This is a genomic window from Polyangiaceae bacterium (genome assembly GCA_016715885.1).
Lineage (GTDB): Bacteria > Myxococcota_A > Polyangia > Polyangiales > Polyangiaceae > Polyangium.
Genome location: JADJXL010000025.1, coordinates 1,148,632 through 1,162,320, shown reverse-complemented (window position 1 = coordinate 1,162,320; position 13,689 = coordinate 1,148,632). Strand labels below are relative to the sequence as shown.

Genomic DNA, 13,689 nt, shown 5'->3' with positions numbered 1-13,689 from the left:
AGGATAAAAATATTGAAATGTGTAAAATTTAACGAATGCGCACCTTGTTGAAAGAGAGGTAGCACTTCGTCAACAACATGCGCTAGGCTCGGCGCCATCATGTTGCTTACGCTGACGAGCACCACCGCGCCAGCCACGGATTTGGGCTACCTCCTGCACAAAAACCCGTTTCGAACGCACTCGGCCAATCTCACCTTCGGCAAAGCACACGTGTTCTATCCCGATGCCGAACCGGATCGTTGCACCGCTGCGCTGCTCGTCGAAGTGGACCCCATCGGGCTCGTGCGTGGTCGTCGAGGACCTGCGGGAGAAGGCCGCGCGCTCGAACAATACGTCAACGATCGTCCCTATGTCGCGTCGTCTTTCCTGAGTGTTGCGATTGCCGAGGTATTCGGGACGGCACTGCAGGGGCGAAGCAAGGAACGCCCCGAGCTTGCGGCAGCGGAAATCCCGCTCGAAGCGTCCATTTCCGTTCTCCCGTGCCGTGGGGGTGAAACGTTCCTGCGGCGCCTTTTCGAGCCTCTCGGGTATCGCGTCATGGCAAAACAACTTCCTCTCGACGAAACGAACGGCGATTGGGGCCCGAGCCGTTACTTTTCGGTCACCCTGACTGGCAAAAAGCGTTTGTCCGAATTGTTGACGCACCTTTATGTGCTCATTCCCGTGCTCGATGACGACAAGCATTATTGGGTCGGGGACGACGAGGTCGACAAATTGGTTCGTCGCGGTGAAGGATGGCTCGCGGACCATCCCGAGCGCGAGGCCATTGCAAAGCGCTATTTGAAGCATCAGCATAGTTTGGCGCGACAAGCGCTCCAACAAATCATGGCCGAAGAACTGCCGGCGGCAGACGAAGCGCAAGCCGCTCATGCGCAAGAAGAGGCGGCGATCGAAGAGCGCATCAGCCTCAATCAAGAACGCATCGGAGCCGTCCTGGCGGCTCTCAAGCAATCCGGTGCCAAACGAATTCTGGATCTGGGCTGCGGTGAAGGGCAGCTATTGCGAGCGCTCTTGCGAGAAAAATCGTTCGAGGAAATCGTCGGCGTCGACGTCTCGCACCGAGCGCTCGAAGTCGCAGGCGATCGCTTGCACATCGAACGAATGCCCGACAAACAAAGGCAGCGCATCAAGCTCCTGCAAGGCTCCCTCATGTACCGAGACAAACGCCTCGCGGGATATGACGCCGCCGCGGTCGTCGAGGTCATCGAGCACCTGGATCCGCCAAAACTCACGGCATTCGAGCGCGTCCTTTTCGAATTCGCTCGGCCGGGCACGGTCATCGTGACGACGCCCAATGTCGAATACAACGTCAAGTTCGACAATCTGCCCGCGGGTCGCATGCGGCACAAGGACCATCGCTTCGAATGGTCACGCGCCGAATTTCAAGCATGGGCCTATCGAGCCGCCGATCGATTCCGGTACAGCGTTCGATTTCTCCCTGTCGGTCCCGAAGATCCGGCCGTGGGTGCTCCCACCCAAATGGCGGTGTTTGCACAATGAAAATCATCGTCCCCGAATTGTCCCTCGTCGTCATGATCGGTCCCTCGGGCTCGGGCAAGTCGACGTTCGCGCGTAAGCACTTCAAAAGCACCGAGGTGCTGTCGTCCGACGTATGCCGCGGCCTCGTGAGCGACGACGAAAACAATCAAGCAGCCACGGACGACGCTTTCGAAGTGCTCCATTTCATTGCAAGAAAGCGTCTCGCGGCAGGCAAACTCACGGTCGTCGACGCGACGAACGTGCAACCCGAGGCCCGAAAACCGCTCGTTGCTCTGGCCCGCGAATACCACTGTCTCCCCGTGGCCATCGTCGTCGATTTGCCGGCGAAGGTTTGTCACGCACGAAATGAAGCACGCCCCGATCGCTCGTTCGGTTCGCATGTGGTGCGCCAGCAATCCCAACAATTGCGCCGTTCGCTGCGGGATTTGCAACGCGAAGGCTTTCGACACGTATACGTCCTTTCGTCCATCGAGCAGGTGGAGGCCGTCACCATCGAGAGGCAGCCGCTCTGGAACAATCGACGAAACGACCACGGGCCTTTCGATATCATTGGCGACATTCACGGCTGCCGGTCGGAGCTCGAGTCGCTGCTGCAGAAATTGGGGTACGACCTCGAGACGGCTCGTCATCCACAAGGGCGGAAGGTCGTATTTTTAGGAGATCTCGTCGATCGAGGTCCCGACATCCCCGGTGTTCTTCGCATGGCCATGAAATTGGTCGCAGCGGGGACCGCTTTATGCGTGCCCGGCAATCACGAAATGAAGCTCTTGCGCAAGCTGCGTGGAAAGGACGTGCGAATCAACCACGGCCTCGCCGAATCTTTGGCGCAACTCGAACGCGAGCCCCCGGAATTCGTGAAACAAGTCGCCGATTTCATCGATGGTCTCGTCTCACACTATGTGCTCGACGACGGCAAATTGGTGGTCGCTCATGCCGGCATGAAGGCGTCGATGCAGGGTCGAGGTTCGGGCAAAGTTCGAGACTTCGCGCTGTATGGCGAAACCACCGGAGAAACCGACGACTTCGGTTTGCCCGTGCGTTACAATTGGGCGGCTGAATATCGCGGGCGTGCCATGGTCGTCTATGGGCACACCCCGGTCCCCGAACCAGAATGGCTCAATGGGACGATCAACGTCGATACGGGATGCGTCTTCGGCGGACATCTCACGGCGCTGCGTTATCCAGAAAAAGAATTGGTTTCGGTTCCCGCGCAGCGCGTATGGTGCGAGCCGGCAAAACCTTTCCGCGAAAACGACGCTGCCGCGCCGCCATTGACTGCACAGCAAGAATACGACGACGTGCTCGACATGGACGACGTGCTCGGCAAGCGCATCGTCACGACGCGAATGCACCACACGGTGACCATTCGCGAAGAAAATGCGATCGCGGCGCTCGAGGTCATGAGCCGATTCGCCGCGAACCCGAAGTGGCTCATCTATTTGCCTCCAACGATGTCGCCATCCGACACGGCACCCGATGGAGCATTGCTGGAACATCCTGCGCAAGCATTTTCGTATTACCGCCACGAAGGCATTCCGAAGGTCGTCTGCGAAGAAAAGCACATGGGCTCGCGCACGGTCATCATCGTATGTCGTAATGCAGATGTGGCACGTCGGCGCTTCGGGGTGCTCGAAAACGAAATCGGCATTTGTCACACCCGCACCGGGCGCAAATTCTTCGATGACGACGCCATCGAGGCCGAGTTGCTCGGACGAATTCGCAAGGCCGTCGATGCTTCAGGCCTTTGGGACGAATTGGATACCGATTGGATGTGCCTCGATTGCGAGCTCATGCCGTGGTCTGCCAAAGCGCAGGAACTTTTGCGGCTGCAATATGCGGCCGTTGGAACGTCGTCACGCGTCGCCCTGCGCGATTCCGTCGCAATGCTCGAACGCGCACAAGCCCGCGGGGCCGATGTAGGCGACTTGCTCGAACGCACACGTGCCCGCGCCGAGCTTGCGAACAAATACGTCGACGCATATCGAAGATATTGCTGGCCCGTCAAATCGGTCGATGATTTCCGCGTCGCGCCATTTCACCTCCTGGCAAGCGAAGGCAAGGTCCACACCAATCAAACCAATGCTTGGCACATGGAAACGCTTGCTCGATTGAGCCGCACGGGCGACCCACTTCTCATGGCAACTCCGCACCTCATCGTCGACGTGACGGATTCGAGCTCCGAGGCAGAAGGCGTGCGCTTTTGGGAAAGTCTCACCGGACGGGGCGGGGAAGGCATGGTCGTCAAGCCGCTCGATTTCGTATCGCGCGGCCGGCGTGGAATCGTTCAGCCAGCGGTCAAGTGCCGCGGGCCCGAATATCTCCGCATCATCTACGGCATGGAGTACACCCTCCCCGAGCACATCGAGCGACTCCGGTCGCGTGGTTTGTCCATAAAGCGATCTCTTGCGCTGCGCGAATTCGCGCTCGGCATCGAAGGCCTCGAACGGTTCGTCCGAAAAGAACCGCTCAGGCGAGTTCACGAATGCGTATTCGGAGTGCTCGCACTCGAAAGCGAGCCCGTTGACCCGCGACTCTGACCGCGACATCCCTCCCTCGACATCGCAATTCCTGCACCGATGAGCCTGTCGCCCGCTTGTGCAATTTTCCATACCGATGTAAATGGAGCCTTGATGCGGTGAACCGTCCGAGGATTGATGAGATCGACGGCTTCCAGGACGGCAAGCAATTCACTCGACCAATCGGTGACGTGGGGCGGGGGTTTACTTCGAGCGATCTTGGCTGGGCTCCTTCCGCCGCTCGTCGCCTTCGTCGTTCAATCGCTCCTTTGGTCGGCGATCATTTCGCCCTTTGCATGGTTTCTCTTCTATCCGACGGTCTTCATCAGCTCGTGGCTCGGCGGGGCGCGAAGCGGCGTCATTGCGACATTGCTGTCTGCCGTGATTGCGTGGTTCTTCTTCATTCCTCCCGAAAACGTCTTCTTCAAGGACCATCCAGGAGCCGTATTTGCCGTCATCATTTTCATAGGTACGAGCATTGCCTTCATTGCATTCCACGAGCGTTTTCGACGAGCCAATCAGGCCCGAATCGACAACCTGCTCCTTGCGAAACACGCAACGGAAGACCTCGAACGAGCGCAATCCGTTGCAAAAGTCGGTAGCTGGCGGCTGGACGTCCAGCAAAACGAGCTCGTTTGGTCCCGCGAAACCCATCAAATCTTCGGCACCGAGCCTGGGCCACGCATGACGTACGAGTCATTTCTCGCATTCGTTCACCCGGACGACCGTACAAGCGTCGATCAGGCTTGGAAAGCTGCGCTCGAGGGCGAGCCTTACGACACGGAATTCCGCATTGTCCTGGGTGGCAGCATCAAATGGATACGTGGGAAGGCCGAGCTCGAATTCGACGAGCACGGCGCCGTGCTCGGCGGTATTGGCATCGCGCAGGATATCACCGAGCGCAAGCGGCTCGAAGAGGAGCTTCGGTTGTCGGAAGCGAAATGCAGCGGAATCATCGCTACATCCGCCGATGGAATCATCGCGATCGACGAGGACCAGCGCATTACGCTGTTCAACGAGGGGGCCGAGCGATTGTTCGGATATTCAATGCAAGAGATCATCGGGGCTCCCCTTGCAATCCTCATCCCCGAGCGTTTCCGAGAAATCCACCACGCACAAGTCGACGCGTACATGAACACCGGGCTCACGGCACGGCGGATGGGCGAACGAAACGTGCAGATTTCCCATCTGCGCAAAAACGGCGAGGAATTCCCTGCCGACGCCAGCATTTCGCGGCTCGAGGTCGGTGGAAAACGTATCCTCACCGTATCGGTTCGTGACATAACCGCTCAGAAACGCATCGAGCTCGCGCAACGATTTCTCCTGGACGTCGGTTCGACGCTTGCCGCAGCGCTCGATGGACGCGATATGCTAGCGAACATCGCCCGGCTCTCCGTCCGCGATATTGCCGACCATTGCATCGTGGAAACGGTCGAAGATGGTGGTGATATCCGACGGGTCGAAGTTGCCAGTCGGGACCCGTCCAAGTCTGCCATCTGCAATACCCTCGAGCACATCTCTCTCGATCGCACGCGGCCGTTTTTGACCTCGGAGGTCTTCGAGACGAAACGCCCCGTTCTTTGGGAGGAAGTGTCGCTCGATAAAATCGCTTCGCTCACGCAAAGCGAAGAGCACTTGGCGGCATTGCGTGCACTCGATATTCGATCTGCCGTCATGGCTCCCCTTTGGGCTCACGATAAGTTTTATGGTGCAATTGCCCTCTTCTGGTCCACGCGCGCTTGTGACCCGTCCGATCTCGAGCTTGCAGAACAGCTCGCGTATCGGGTGGCGCTTTCCATCGAAAATGCGCGCCTCCATCGCGACGCGGCGCGAGCCATCAAGGCGCGAGACGATGTCCTCGGCGTCGTCGCGCACGACCTGCGCAATCCGCTCGCCACCATTCTTCTGCACGCGGCTGCATTGAGACGCAACGATGCCGAACACGCACAAAAGCACGGCGTGGCAATCGAGCGCGCGGGGACGCGCATGAATCACCTCATTCAGGATCTGCTCGACGTCATGCGCATGGAAGCCCAAGGCCTCTCCATCGAGCCGACGGACGTTTCCGCGATGGAGCTCATTGCGGACGCCGTGGAGGCACATCGAGTGGCCGCCGCATCGGGCTCAATCGAGCTCACATTCGACGTAGCAACTGCGCTTCCCGCTCTTTACGTCGATCGCAATCGGCTCCTGCAAGTATTCGACAACCTCATTGGCAATGCACTCAAATTCACGGCGGCCGGTGGCCACGTGGTCGTTGGTGCAACGCCCAAAAATGGCGAAATCCTCTTCTCGGTTGCCGATACGGGTCACGGGCTCGAGTCACAGGACTTGCCGCATGTATTCGACCGGTTCTGGCGAGCTCAGGATGTGCCACGCTCCGGTGCCGGCTTGGGGCTCCCCATCGTCAAGGGTATCGTCGAAGCTCACGGCGGCCGCGTTTGGGTCGAAAGCACCAAGGGCCAAGGGAGCACGTTTTTCTTTACGATCCCGACAGCCCGCGTGACCAGCGGCGCGGCTTCGCGCCATTGATCGAACGTCTGCGCGACCATATCTTGCTTGCCAGCAAGGTCCACGCCGCCGCGGCGAACCAAATTCTCCTTGTCCACATGCTGTTCACACGTGCTCGACGAGGTTTTCGTCGTCATGCACGCCGTCGAAAAGCTCGTCTCGAGCGATGACGCGTCGTCGAGATCCATTCTGAAGAGCGCATTCACAACGTCATTGTCGTCGGGATTTCGTCCCGAGGCTCATTTTTAGCAACTTTGTGGTCGAGATCGCTGCCCGGAGGCTTCGCGAAGCGATTTGGTGGTGGCGATTCCACTCCTGAGCTGCGGCAAAGCGATGGGGACGTCCCGCGCACTCGCATACGGGAAGTCTCGTCGTCACGTTACGCCGCACGGTGGCGACGAGGTCTGTGCCAATTCACTTGTATCGGCGCGTCATACTGCAGCGAATCACGGTAAGGGACGCAGCTTCCGGTGCCCCTCGAAAATCGTCAAAATGACAATTCGCTTTCGTTCGACGCGATAAACGATGCGGTAGTTGCGTACGAGCACCTCGCGTATCTTCGGATCTTGGAGCTCGGGCACCATACGGCCCGCAAGCGGTGCATGTGCGACGTCTCGCGCGGCTTGAACGAGTTTGTCTACCCAACGTTCTGCTGCGCGGACGTTGTCGCGCGCTATGTAAGCAGCTATCTCGTCGAGATCGGCTTCTGCTGTGGGGGAGAATTCGACCTTCACGGCTGCGATTTCCGGATTTTTTCCTTTATCCGACTAGCAACCTCATCAGGTGAGCGGTTCGGCCCTTTTTCTGCGCTTTCGATTCCTGCTTTGATCTTCGCTTTCACGAATTCGCGGTATCCGAGCGCTTCGAAATCTTCGGGCGTGAGCATGACGGCGGCGGGCCTTCCGTTCTGTGTGATCACCATCGGCCTGCGCGTGCGATGCATGTTGCGAACGTACTCCGACGCGTGCGTCTTGAAGTCGGCGATGGGGACGATGTCTTCGGCAACGTTGAGTTTACGCATGAGTTCTGCTCGACCTCCCGAACGTTGGTCCAAATTACGACCAACGCCCGGCCGGGGCAACGAGAAACTTGCGATTTCCCGTTGCCAACCGGCCCTGGGTAGTCGCACTCGACCCACTTACTTGAGCGGAGGCGGCTCGTACACTCGCTTCACGTCCGCTCCTCCGACGAACGCGTACGACCCGGCGGTGCCGTAGCCGTATACCACGATTCCAAATGGTTTTTCCCCGGTCAGTCGATGCGCGCCCGCCTGAAGCGAACACTTGCGTGATTCGTACGTCTTGCCCTCGATCATGCCCGCAGGCTCGACCAAACAAATGAACGTATTGGCGTCGTCGAGCATGACCTCAGCGCCCGTTTCTGCCGTAATCACCACCCAATGCTGCGTCCACTTCGGAGGCGTCGGGATCACGTATTCCGTACGGAATTGGTCGATGGGCGGAAAAACCGTGAGCGCCGGGTCGCCCAGATACGGGCCGTCGACGTATTCCTGACTGATCAAGAGCTGCCCGACCATCACGGGTTTGTCGGAATTGACGACGAAGTTGTTCTGCGCATACGTCGTGCGGAATTCACCCGGCGCGAGCGTGAACGAATCGTACGGAGGAGGCAATGTCGTCGTTATCGTGGCCTGCTCGGCAACACCCATGAATCGAATCACGTCGGGTTCGCGAAAATTCGACGTCGATCGCACGGGGCTGCGCGTGATCACGTACTTCGATCCAATGGACTCGACCGGGAGCATTTGGTCTTCGAGGTGATCGAGGCAGCAGGTATCTTCGGACGTCCAGCCGGGGTACGTTGGGATATCGACGGCTCCACCTGGGGCTGCAGTGAGCTCCACGCCGGAAAATACGGCAACGGGTTTGTCCGACGTCACGACCGATGCTGTGAGATCCGTTGCGGATTTGTTGCTCATGAGCTCCGCGAGCGTGGCATCGTCCGTTTCGAGGTTCAGGACGTCGAAGGGCCCGAGCGTGGCGACGATTTCGGTGCCCGCAGGGGTCGGGGCAATCGGGGGATTTCCACGAATTTTCCACGTTGGTTTGACCGTGACCTTCGTATTGGGCTTCGTGCCGACGACGGTGATGTACGATCGATCGACTGGAAAACCTGGCAATGGTACGGGGTGTCCCGCGCCCCAATTGATGACGCGGTAGATTTGACCAAGGCCCGTCGTGGGAATGAGCAGCGAAGCATCGTTCGAGTATGCGTTTTCGAAGACGTTGAATTGGTAAACGACGATCGGCGCGGACGACGTGATGCGATAGGCATTCGAGGACAAGCACGTACCGGGCGCCATGGCATCGCCGGGTTGAGCACTGCAATCGACTTCTCGTGTCGGCAGTGTGGGCGTGAAAAGCTCGCCCGGGTTGACGTCGTTTTCCCAAACGGGCATCGGGACGGGAGCTTGGCCATAGGGAGCCGAGTTCAATTCGATGACGACGTGCGCTTTCGATTGCCCGGCATTCGAGATGGCGACGCCCCATGGGGCGGCCGCGGGGTTGTTGAAAAGGTCGAATTGGTCGAGATCGACGGCCCAGAATTCGCATCCGACGTTGGAGGGTTGATCGGCTGCGAGATTGCAGGCCGTCGTGCACTTGCCATTCGAACAGGCTCCGCCGCCGAGCACGTCGCAGACTTCCACGGTTTCGCCGTACTCCGATCCGTCGGCGGAACACTTGCGAACTTCATTTCCGACGCATTGCAGCGAATCGGGAACGCACATGGCGCAGCCTTTGTCGGGCACGCATGCATTCGGACAGACCTCGGCTGGCCCTGGCGTGCCATCGGCTTTGCAAGGCGTGAAGACCTTGTCGACGCATTGGCCGCATTCGCCGGGATTGCCGCCCGACGAGCCGGTCGCGGCAGTGCGATCGGACGATGCCGAGCAGGAAAGGGACATCATTGGAAGGGAAAGCAGGAAAGGGAGCAGGGTGCGCATGGGTTTGGTGGAGGTGACGTCGGCGTCGTGCCGGAAGCGTGACCTTCGCCGAGAATGCCATGGTTTGCGTGATTGCGAAGGGGCGAATTGCGCGCGCGCGTGTTTTGCTTGTTTTTGGCGGTCGATTGGGCGAATCTGCGAAACGCCGGAGGATTTGCCGTGATGAAGCGCCTCATCGATGCCGTCGTGCATGGTTTCGGCTTCAGTGCGGGCAAAGCACTGTTCGACGAAGCGGTGGAGGAAGTCGAGAAGGTTACGCGCGAGCCCACTCCGGAGGAAAAGCAGAAGGCCGAGGCGGAGGCGCGCAAACGTGCGCTCGCGGAAGAAAAAGAGCGCGCTCGAGCGGCAAAAGAGGCCGAGAAAGCGCGTAAGAAACAAGCTGCCGAGATTGACGACGAGCTTGCGGCGCTGAAGCGCAAGATAGGCAAGTAGCTGGGTGCCGCGGCGAGTGATGAACTGTCCCGATCGTGCGCATTCGTTGATTTTCCGCGCAAGAACCGCGACTTACTCATCCGTGTCGGATGAGTTGGACAATGCCTGCACAATCTCCGGTGGAAGATCGGAAAGGTCAGGTGTGTGTGGAGGCCGCGTAAAAAAGGAGGGTTCCAATGTTCCCCCGCCCGCGTCAGCTACGCGCTCCTCCAACATGATGGGAAGTATTTTAGCAGCCAGTTCAATCGCTTGGGCCCAGTCGACACCGTATATCGGGTGGGCGTAAGGCTCATCGAATCCAAGAATCTCCACGAAAACGCCCCAGCCCATCTCGCTATGGTAGGGAGCACCCAATTTCAGGGTAATGGTTCGCGGTGGGGCGCCACTGTCCGGCAAAAATTCCACTTCCAGCGTTTGCATGTCAGTCACCACTTCGCTTCTTGCGCCTGCATTTTCGAATGCAATCGCCAAGTTGCTCAGCAGCCACATGTTGGCACTTTGCTTGCTTCACTTTGTCTGGAATCTTGTTACACAACTTCACCTTGTCATTGTAGTCTTCGTAGCACCTGTCCGTACATTTTGTCAGCAATTGGTCGCATTCGTCGCTACATTTTCGATAATGTGCATTCGCGTCATTTGCGCATTTCTGCGACTCTTTTTCTGCCGCGATTCTACCGCAAACGCCCGCTTCCTGTTCATAGACCTTTTCACATTCAATGTGACACGCGCTATCGGGAACCGGATTGCTTGCCTGAACAGGCACAAGACTCGCCACAAGTATGTAGGCAAAAATGGTGCCGCCAAACAGCTTGCGAATATGCATGTGAAACCCCGTTCGGTGTTATGAGAACACAGAAAACATGGAGCAGTCAACAACGGCGGTCGACCTGATTCGTTCATGCAACTTGATGTTACAAGGGCGCGAACATCGGGTTTGTCCGAGCCGCGGTGCGCTCGTCTTCATCGTGTCAAAGGGGGTACCGCTCTTCTTTTCGTTTCGCGGACAGCACGCGCCTGTCTTGACCAGGGCTGCGTTTGGGGCGTGGTTTGTCGCGACCGTCGCGGGTCTTGGCGGCGTGATCGAAGGTCGATCGTGGGCGAAGTGGCTGGAGGCTGCGCGCATCGCGGCGGCTCCGGTGGTGGTTTTTTTGATTGGATTGTGAGGCGTATCAGCCGACGCTCACGCGGGCTTCGCCGCGTTGGCGGCCGTTCATCGATCGAACTTCGATGCGATAGATGCCGTTCGCAGACACGACGAACTCGATGGGCGCGGGGCTTTGTGGTGCGCCGGTCGGAGGATCACGCACGAGCGTATCGAGGATGTTGGTCCCTGATGGCGAGAAGACTTTCAGGCTGTAGGGAGGCGACGATTCACCCGGCACGAAAAGCAGCGCGAGGCGTGTACCTGCGGAGATCTTCTCGAAGTGGGGCACCGATCCTCGCGAAGAAGCGTTCGTGGGATGGCAATAAATCTCGATGTCGCCTGAGCTCTCGATCGGTCCGGGCATTTTTCGCGAAGAGTGTCTCTGAGGGACGGAAGTTGAGCCGTGACCTTAACAGCATGACGTGAGGGTCATCAAGCCCCGTCGACGTCGGACAAGCTCGCCTGGTAGTATCCGCCGTGAATGCCACAAGGCATAGGCCGACGAGCGTGCCGCTGCTGCATGCGGACGCTTCGTAGCGGATGGAGCGGGAGGCGCGCGGGATGCCGCGTCAGCCAGCCCTGGACCTGAGGAGAACACGAACGAACATGGATCAGCGCGCGCTCCAGCGACCAACAGTTCCCAAGACCGCGAGCTCCGACCCGATGATCGGCAAGGTAGTCGCAGGTCGTTACCGTCTCGAAACCAGAATCGGTGAAGGCGGAATGGGCGTGGTGTACCGCTCCCGTCACGTGCTCATCGACCGAGTGGTGGCGCTCAAGCTCATTCGGCCGGATCTGCGAGGCGAGACGCATCTTCGACAGTGGATGCTTCGTGAAGCTCGTGCGGCGAACCGAGTCGATCACGCACACATCATCGACATTCACGACATCGGTGAGACGGAAGAGGGCGAGCTTTATCTCGTCATGGAGTACCTCGTCGGAACGCCGCTCAGTGCGGAGCTTGCGCGAGGTCCCATGCCCATTGCGCGTGCTGTCGACATCCTCGAGCAGATGTGTGCAGCGCTCGCGCGTGCTCACGATCTTGGCGTCGTTCATCGCGACTTGAAGAGCGACAACATCCTCCTCACGCAACGCGGAGGACGGAAGGACTTCGTCAAGATCCTCGACTTCGGTCTTGCTGCGATCGCGCGTGATCCTCGCTTGGCGCCGAAGGGTGCAGTGTTCGGAACACCCGAGTACATGTCACCCGAGCAAGCGCGTGGTGAAGAAGCAACGCCGCACGCGGATTTGTACGCGCTCGGAGTATTGTTCTACGAGATGCTCACGGGGCAGCTTCCGTTTCGCGCCAACGATCGCGAGACGCTTCTCGAGATGCAGCGCACGGCGATTCCGCGGAGGCCGCGATCGATCCGACCGGATGCGCATCCGCAAGGTGAAACGATCGCGATGCGGCTGCTCGAGAAGGACATCCGCAAGCGTTATCGAGATGCGCATCATCTTCAGGAAGAGTTGAAGGCGCTTCAGCGGAGTTTGCCGAGTACGCCGTGGGAGATCGAATCGGGCGACGCGGTTGCAGCGCCTCCGCCGCCTCCGCCACCGCAGTCGGCGGGCGTGATCGAGTGGGCGAATCGCACGGCGCTTTTCGCGCGCATGGTTGCGCGAGCGTATCCATCGGGGAACTCGCCGCCGGAGATCTCGTCGGCGCTTGCTCAGCTTTGGGATCTTGCAGCGAAGGCCAATCGGCTCGAGGGCGAAGTTGCGAGTCACACGCGCAAGCTCGAAGCGCTCGAGCGGCGTGGGCGCGCGCTACGTGCGGAAATCGGCCGCAAGGTCGAGGAGTTGGCGCACGAGGAATCACGCGTCATGCGTGAAGCTGCGATCGACAGCGACGATGCGGACAAGGTACGGATCGAGCTTGCGCAGGCGGAGAAGATCGCTGGCGAAGCGAGGTTCGTGGCGGACAACGCGGCGAGGCAGGGCGCATTCGAGCGTGCCGTGTTCGAACGCGCTGGGGCGACATCGGCAACGGTGCAGGCCAAGCGCGAGCAGCTTGGGCGCTACGAAGCCAAGAAGAACGCGCGCGAAACGACGGCACGCGATCTGCGCCGGCAGATCGACGAGCTACGTAGTCAGCTCACGCGTTATGCGGAGGCGCTCGAGGAGGATCTTGCGCAAGGTCGCGAGAAGGTCGCGAATCGGACGCGCGAGGGTCTCGCATTCGAACGGTCGTTCAGCGACGCGTCGAACTTGCTGCTCCAGCATGTTCGAAACAAGCCCGAGTGTCGTGATCTCGTCGCCGAGCTTTTGGCGGTGAACACGGGCGCGCAGAACCCGCCGAGCGACAACGCCGACGGCCGCGGCGCATCGGACAAACGGATCGGTAACTGATCGCCGTTTGCCACTTCCAAATCGTTCGTCCGTTCAAACCATCATGAAGATCTCGACTTGCCTCTGGGGCTGTGGTAGCAAGCGCGCGCCTCGGCGAGGAAACCTTGTCGAGGGCGAGGCTGTGCTGAAGCGTCGGCGTCAGAACCAGCGGGTGAATCTTCGACTGAGCTCGTTCCACGGGGACGGTTCCCCGTCGGAAAACCACTCATCCGCGACTTACGCAGGCGGCCAACCCCTCGGAACCTAGGGGAGCGCCGCGGGTTTTTCCTGGC

General features: G+C 59.2%; 12 protein-coding genes. 6 read left to right on the top strand and 6 right to left on the bottom strand.

Annotated elements, in window-relative coordinates; all coding sequences use genetic code 11:
* Positions 1-99: 99 nt before the first annotated feature.
* From IPM54_39610 to IPM54_39600, 3 genes are all read left to right on the top strand, one after another.
* On the top strand, positions 100-1,500 hold the full coding sequence (locus IPM54_39610) for a 3' terminal RNA ribose 2'-O-methyltransferase Hen1 (GenBank protein MBK9265885.1): 1,401 nt from the start codon (positions 100-102) through the stop codon (positions 1,498-1,500).
* Entirely contained in the window at positions 1,497-4,037 is a 2,541-nt protein-coding gene (locus tag IPM54_39605; GenBank protein MBK9265884.1) for a polynucleotide kinase-phosphatase, read from the top strand. Before IPM54_39610 ends, IPM54_39605 begins: the two co-directional genes overlap by 4 nt.
* 117 nt (positions 4,038-4,154) lie before the next feature.
* On the top strand, positions 4,155-6,548 hold the full coding sequence (locus IPM54_39600; protein MBK9265883.1) for a PAS domain S-box protein: 2,394 nt from the start codon (positions 4,155-4,157) through the stop codon (positions 6,546-6,548).
* Between the two features lie 425 nt (positions 6,549-6,973).
* Here IPM54_39600 and IPM54_39595 read toward each other — a convergent pair whose 3' ends face one another.
* The 3 genes from IPM54_39595 to IPM54_39585 form a co-directional block, all read right to left on the bottom strand.
* Positions 6,974-7,261 carry a type II toxin-antitoxin system RelE/ParE family toxin gene (locus tag IPM54_39595; GenBank protein MBK9265882.1) on the bottom strand — a complete coding sequence of 96 codons (288 nt, stop codon included), beginning with the start codon at positions 7,259-7,261 and terminating at the stop codon, positions 6,974-6,976.
* Positions 7,258-7,548, bottom strand: a complete 291-nt coding sequence (locus IPM54_39590; GenBank protein MBK9265881.1) for a type II toxin-antitoxin system Phd/YefM family antitoxin — start codon at positions 7,546-7,548, stop codon at positions 7,258-7,260. The genes IPM54_39595 and IPM54_39590 overlap by 4 nt, the downstream gene beginning before the upstream one ends.
* A 117-nt stretch (positions 7,549-7,665) precedes the next feature.
* Positions 7,666-9,456, bottom strand: a complete 1,791-nt coding sequence (locus IPM54_39585) for an IgGFc-binding protein (protein ID MBK9265880.1) — start codon at positions 9,454-9,456, stop codon at positions 7,666-7,668.
* A 195-nt stretch (positions 9,457-9,651) separates the two neighbouring features.
* On the opposite strand from IPM54_39585, the gene IPM54_39580 reads away from it, so the two are divergent.
* On the top strand, positions 9,652-9,924 hold the full coding sequence (locus IPM54_39580; protein MBK9265879.1) for a hypothetical protein: 273 nt from the start codon (positions 9,652-9,654) through the stop codon (positions 9,922-9,924).
* A gap of 72 nt (positions 9,925-9,996) precedes the next feature.
* Here the strand turns inward: IPM54_39580 and IPM54_39575 are convergent, their stop codons facing one another.
* Entirely contained in the window at positions 9,997-10,344 is a 348-nt protein-coding gene (locus IPM54_39575) for a hypothetical protein (GenBank protein MBK9265878.1), read from the bottom strand.
* Position 10,345: 1 nt separating this feature from the next.
* Positions 10,346-10,747: a hypothetical protein gene (locus IPM54_39570; GenBank protein MBK9265877.1), complete on the bottom strand. Its 402-nt coding sequence runs from the start codon at positions 10,745-10,747 to the stop codon at positions 10,346-10,348.
* Between the two features lie 37 nt (positions 10,748-10,784).
* Between IPM54_39570 and IPM54_39565 the strand changes: the two genes are divergently transcribed.
* A complete protein-coding gene (locus IPM54_39565; GenBank protein ID MBK9265876.1) occupies positions 10,785-11,087 on the top strand; it encodes a hypothetical protein in 303 nt (100 codons plus the stop codon).
* A 6-nt stretch (positions 11,088-11,093) separates the two neighbouring features.
* Here IPM54_39565 and IPM54_39560 read toward each other — a convergent pair whose 3' ends face one another.
* Positions 11,094-11,432, bottom strand: a complete 339-nt coding sequence (locus IPM54_39560) for a hypothetical protein (protein ID MBK9265875.1) — start codon at positions 11,430-11,432, stop codon at positions 11,094-11,096.
* A 242-nt stretch (positions 11,433-11,674) separates the two neighbouring features.
* Here IPM54_39560 and IPM54_39555 point away from each other — a divergent pair, with 242 nt between their 5' ends.
* Complete coding sequence (locus IPM54_39555) at positions 11,675-13,417, top strand: protein kinase (protein ID MBK9265874.1); 1,743 nt, start codon at positions 11,675-11,677, stop codon at positions 13,415-13,417.
* The last annotated feature ends 272 nt before the right edge of the window (positions 13,418-13,689 follow it).

Coding starts and splice junctions, on each gene's coding strand:
- IPM54_39605 (MBK9265884.1), top strand. CDS start 1,497: ATGAAAATCATCGTCCCCGAATTGTCCCTCGTCGTCATGATCGGTCCC.
- IPM54_39565 (MBK9265876.1), top strand. CDS start 10,785: ATGGAGCAGTCAACAACGGCGGTCGACCTGATTCGTTCATGCAACTTG.
- IPM54_39610 (MBK9265885.1), top strand. CDS start 100: ATGTTGCTTACGCTGACGAGCACCACCGCGCCAGCCACGGATTTGGGC.
- IPM54_39600 (MBK9265883.1), top strand. CDS start 4,155: ATGAGATCGACGGCTTCCAGGACGGCAAGCAATTCACTCGACCAATCG.
- IPM54_39575 (MBK9265878.1), bottom strand. CDS start 10,344: ATGCAAACGCTGGAAGTGGAATTTTTGCCGGACAGTGGCGCCCCACCG.
- IPM54_39555 (MBK9265874.1), top strand. CDS start 11,675: ATGGATCAGCGCGCGCTCCAGCGACCAACAGTTCCCAAGACCGCGAGC.
- IPM54_39570 (MBK9265877.1), bottom strand. CDS start 10,747: ATGCATATTCGCAAGCTGTTTGGCGGCACCATTTTTGCCTACATACTT.
- IPM54_39585 (MBK9265880.1), bottom strand. CDS start 9,456: ATGATGTCCCTTTCCTGCTCGGCATCGTCCGATCGCACTGCCGCGACC.
- IPM54_39560 (MBK9265875.1), bottom strand. CDS start 11,432: ATGCCCGGACCGATCGAGAGCTCAGGCGACATCGAGATTTATTGCCAT.
- IPM54_39590 (MBK9265881.1), bottom strand. CDS start 7,548: ATGCGTAAACTCAACGTTGCCGAAGACATCGTCCCCATCGCCGACTTC.